Consider the following 4,442-nt stretch of genomic DNA (forward strand, 5'->3'; position numbering starts at 1 on the left):
ATCTTCACTCCGAAGAGCCTCTCGAACTTATCGTACTTGGCCCGCGCCCGGTAGATGTTCTGGCGGGTGTAGACCTCTCCCCGCTCAAACCTCTCCATATCCCTCAGCTCCGCGGGGGTGAAGACCACCTCCAGCTCCTCTCTGGAGATCTCGGAGATGCTCGACCTCCTGGCCCCCTCCTTCTCCGATCGTTCGGGCTCTGCGGCCACAAGGTCGGTGTCCTCCTTCCAGGACCAGGATCCGTCGTACCGGGCGAGGATCATCCTCTCGCATTCACTGCAGCGGGCCGCCACCATCCAGCCCTCGGAGACCTGGTAGAGGGCGAGGGAAGATAGCTCCCCACCGCAGAAAGAGCAGAACCCAGCCAGGTCCCCCTCCCCCGAGCTGGGCTCGAACCTCTCTCCCTCAAAATAGAGGCGTCTCTCTTCCAGATCTATCCGGCACATGGCTAGCTTTTATCTCTGGCCCAGGACGTCGGCCATGGCGTATATCCCGCAGGGGGCGCCCGCCACCCATCGGGCGGCCCGCACCGCTCCGCTGGCGAAGGCCTGTCGGCTGTGGGCCTGATGTCTTATCTCCAGACGCTCGCCGGGCCCTGCGAAGAGAACGGTGTGGTCGCCGATGATATCTCCCGCCCTCACGGCGTGAACACCGATCTCTTCGCCCCGAAGCCCCTGCCCCACCCTTCCGTAGACGGCTTCGCTCTTGCCGGTCGCCCTCTTCAGGATCCGGACGGCCTCCGCCGCCGTCCCGCTGGGGGCATCCATCTTGTTTCTGTGGTGGGCCTCGACGACCTCGATGTCATAGCCCTGCAGAGACCTCGCCGCCACCTCGATCAGCCTCCAGAATAGGTTGACTCCCTGGCTATAGTTCGGCGAGATGACGGCGGCCGCCCGCCCCTCGATCGACCGGGCCATCTTCTCCTTCTGGTCCTCGGAGAAGCCGGTGGTCCCCACCACCAGGTCCACGCCGAGGTCGGCGGCCACCCGAACGTTCTCGACCGTGGCCGAGGGCGTGGTGAAGTCGATGAGGACCTGGGCCCCGGATCTCTGGAGTACTTCGGCCAGCTCCGAGGCGTCGGAGACGGCGACACCTCTGCCCAGGGGGTCTCCGACCCCTCGAACGTCGAAGCCGGCCACAAGCTCGAGATCATCGAACCTTCCGATCTCATCTGTGATCAGCTGGCCCATCCTTCCTTTGGAGCCAGCTACCGCGATCTTCGTGGTCATCGAAACTCGCCCAGGTGGTCGACGGTCTCTTTCAGCCTCTTCTCGTTCTCCTCCGACATCGGCGCGAGGGGTAGCCTCAGGGGGCCCGCGGCAAGCCCTATCATCCCCGTGGCCGTCTTCACAGGGATGGGGTTTGTCTCCAGGAAGAGTGCCCTTGCCAGGGGGGCCAGCTCATAATGGATCCGCCTCGCAGTCGCTAGGTCTCCTTGCAGCATCGCCTCCACCATCAACACCATCCTTCTCGGGGCAACGTCCGCGACCACCGATATGACGCCCTTGCCACCGAGGGCCATTATGGGGAGGGTGAGGTTGTCGTCCCCGGAGAGGACAACGAAATCCTCGTCTTCTGTCATCTCGATGATCCTCGAGATCTGGGGGATGCTGCCGCTCGCCTCCTTGATCCCCACGACGTTCTCGATCCTGGCCAGCTCCGCCACCACCTCAGGCTTGAGGTTGATTCCGGTCCGGGAGGGGACGTTGTAGAGTATCAGGGGCAGATCGCAGCTCTCGGCCACGGTCCTGAAGTGGGCGATCATGCCCGGATCGTTGGGCTTGTTGTAGTAGGGGGTGATCAAGAGGGCAGCATCGGCGCCGGCATCTTCGGCATGCTTGGTAAGCTCCACGGCCTCGCGGGTGTTGTTGGAGCCGGTGCCCGCCACTACCCTTACCCTCGAGGAGTCGACTGCGATCTCGACGACCTTCTTGTGCTCCTCGAAGGTCAGCGTGGCGGACTCGCCCGTGGTGCCGCAGGGAACTATGCCGGAGACGCCAGCCTCGCCGAAAAACTCGATATTCCCCCTAAAGCCCTCTTCGTCCAGCTCTCCGTCCTCTTTGAAGGGAGTGATGACGGCTGGCAGCACACCTTCAAACATCCACCTTACTCCCCTCTGGTCTGGACCCGGCGGCTGATGTAGCCCGCGACTCGGTTGCGGATGGTCTTGTACTTGATGTCGGTGTACTCAGACACCATATCTTTGTTATGCTCGAAATCGTTGTTGAAGACACCCTGGTGGGTCTTCATCAGGTCATCTGCAAAATTCTTGATGTAGTTCGGCTTTACACTTCCCATATCGGACACTCCAAATAAAGAACCGCAATTTCAGAGCATCAAACTTCAATTTATAGGTTCCCGTCTGGCGGGATGCACCCGGCTATCCGGACCGCAAGATCTGCCACCTCACCGGCAGAGCTGCCTAGAAGCCTGATCATCGGCTCCTTTCCAACCCCGCCCCCGTCCCAGACCACCTTAGGCACAGAACCAGTAGCTTGGGACGACCCGGCCTCGAATCCGGGCCCCAATCTGAAGCTTTTTATCGCCTCCGCCGTGCCCCAGCTCATCGTCTTCGTGCCCGGAGGCTCATCTTCTCTGCTGAAGTGAGATGTGGACAAGCCGAGAATCCGGATCGACTCCAAGATGTCGGGGCCGAACCTGATGTTCATCCCGGCTCTCGTCCAGGGATCGAAGCACATGGCCGATAAAAGTATCCTAGCGACGTGACTGCTCGCCCCGAACCGGACAGGACCGCAGGCTTTGACTCTCGGCCCCACTCTCACCATCCTCCCCTCTACGGCGGCGACGTCCCCGGAGCCCGAGGCGCCCGATATAGCCATCCCCAGGTTTGATCCCACCTCTGGGATCAGATGGCGAACGGCGGACTGCTCGCAGAGGAGGTCAACGCCCCTCTGGACCTCCGTCAGGACGTCGTACCTCTCGGCCCGTTTCAGGGCTTCTCCAAAGGGGTTCACCGGCGATGCCCCCCCGCCGACATCGATGCTATTTTTGACCGAGGCCGCAGCGAATCTCTTCGCGGCACCTGCCGCCCTCTCCAGATCCATGCCCCGGGCCAGATATGCGGTGAGGGCGGCGGAGTAGGTGCAGCCAACACCGTGGTTTCCGCCAGCCACCCTCTCACCGCGGATGACGAAGTGGCCTTCGGCCGTCACCAGAACGTCATTTCCTTCAAGATGGCCGCCGGTGACGACGACGGCCCCGGCCCCCAGGTCGATGATCGCAAGGCCCGCCTCCAGAGCGCTCTTCTCGTCGGAGACCTTGATGCCGGCGATCGCCTCGGCCTCGAAGATGTTGGGGGTGATGACCCGCGCGAGGGGTATCAGCCTATCGCAGAGTAGGTCGAGGGCGGGGGAGTCGAGGAGCTGGCCTCCGGCCTCGGCCGCGATCACCGGGTCCACCACCAGAGCGATTCTTCCTTCCTCGAAATACTCCGCCACCTTTGAGACGATCTCTTTTGAATGGAGCATCCCGGTCTTGGCGGCGGAGATCTCATAGTCCGAAAAGAGCGCCTCCATCTGGGCCGCGACCGCCTCGGTCGCCAGCGGATAGACCCCCCTAACGCCAAGGGTGCTCTGGGCCGTCGCGGCGGTCAACGCGGAGGCTCCGTGAAAGCCCAGGGCGGCGAAGGTCTTGATGTCGGCCTGGATTCCAGCTCCCCCAGAGGAGTCGGAACCGCCTATGGTGAGAAGGACCTCTCCCATGGATCACCTGCGACCTTTTGCCTTCGTCTCCGCCTCCCGGACCAGCTCCTCGGAGAGATCGTACTTCCGAGCTATCTTGAGGGCGTTGTTGTAGAGGCCGGAGTCCATCTGCATCGAGTAGACCCTCTCTGCAGCCTCGATCCTCATATCGTCGGGAAGCTCGAACTGAACTGCGATCTCGGCGGCATTCTTGGCGAGGCCGAAGTCCATGCTCTTCTTGAAGGCCATGACCGCCGCCTCCCTCACCATCTCCGAGGGCAGGTCGAACTTCTTGGCGTACTCTGCCGCGGCCTTGTAGTGCTCATGGTCGACCTTCCTCCGAAATGACCTTGCCGCCGCAGCTTTGGCGAGGTCTTCGGGGAGGCCATAATCCTTGGCGAGGCCGGCTGCGATCGAGTACTCCCCCTGGTTGAGGAGCCTCTCGTACTCTTTCGCCACTGAGTTATGAAGCATATCCGAAGGTAGGGAATGGTCCTCTTTGATCTTCGCCGCCTCACTGTACTGGCCCTGAGCCATCTTCTCTTCAAAGAGCTTCGCCGCTTCAGTAAACCCTTTGTCTGCCATGATCAAAACACCTCAAAGCCCATAATCTGTCCTCATACTATAAAAATCAAAGCAAGGTCATCGAAGGGCCGTGACGAAGGCGTACTGGCTGGCGGTGGGGAGCTTCCGCCTCAGCTCCCTTATCTCCGGCATGTAGATGATCACCATCTTCCGATC

At 61.5% G+C, this 4,442-nt stretch carries 7 protein-coding genes; all 7 read right to left on the reverse strand.

Features of this window, described 5'->3' with window-relative positions:
* A partial coding sequence (locus ACP5EL_RS09230) for a hypothetical protein (protein ID WP_428402221.1) occupies window positions 1-446 on the reverse strand: 446 nt, incomplete at its 3' end.
* Between the two features lie 9 nt (window positions 447-455).
* On the reverse strand, window positions 456-1,229 hold the full coding sequence (dapB, locus tag ACP5EL_RS09235; protein ID WP_428402222.1) for a 4-hydroxy-tetrahydrodipicolinate reductase: 774 nt from the start codon (window positions 1,227-1,229) through the stop codon (window positions 456-458).
* Complete coding sequence (dapA, locus tag ACP5EL_RS09240; RefSeq protein ID WP_428402223.1) at window positions 1,226-2,101, reverse strand: 4-hydroxy-tetrahydrodipicolinate synthase; 876 nt, start codon at window positions 2,099-2,101, stop codon at window positions 1,226-1,228. Before dapA ends, dapB begins: the two co-directional genes overlap by 4 nt.
* Before the next feature lie 5 nt (window positions 2,102-2,106).
* Window positions 2,107-2,298, reverse strand: a complete 192-nt coding sequence (locus tag ACP5EL_RS09245; RefSeq protein WP_428402224.1) for a 30S ribosomal protein S17e — start codon at window positions 2,296-2,298, stop codon at window positions 2,107-2,109.
* A 50-nt stretch (window positions 2,299-2,348) separates the two neighbouring features.
* Complete coding sequence (thiD, locus tag ACP5EL_RS09250; RefSeq protein ID WP_428402225.1) at window positions 2,349-3,722, reverse strand: bifunctional hydroxymethylpyrimidine kinase/phosphomethylpyrimidine kinase; 1,374 nt, start codon at window positions 3,720-3,722, stop codon at window positions 2,349-2,351.
* 3 nt (window positions 3,723-3,725) lie between these two features.
* On the reverse strand, window positions 3,726-4,286 hold the full coding sequence (locus ACP5EL_RS09255) for a hypothetical protein (RefSeq protein ID WP_428402226.1): 561 nt from the start codon (window positions 4,284-4,286) through the stop codon (window positions 3,726-3,728).
* Window positions 4,287-4,343: 57 nt separating this feature from the next.
* On the reverse strand, window positions 4,344-4,433 hold the full coding sequence (locus ACP5EL_RS09260) for a DUF61 family protein (RefSeq protein WP_428402227.1): 90 nt from the start codon (window positions 4,431-4,433) through the stop codon (window positions 4,344-4,346).
* Window positions 4,434-4,442 lie beyond the last annotated feature (9 nt).

The organism is Methanocrinis sp. (assembly GCF_049974945.1).
Classification (GTDB): Archaea; Halobacteriota; Methanosarcinia; order Methanotrichales; family Methanotrichaceae; genus Methanocrinis.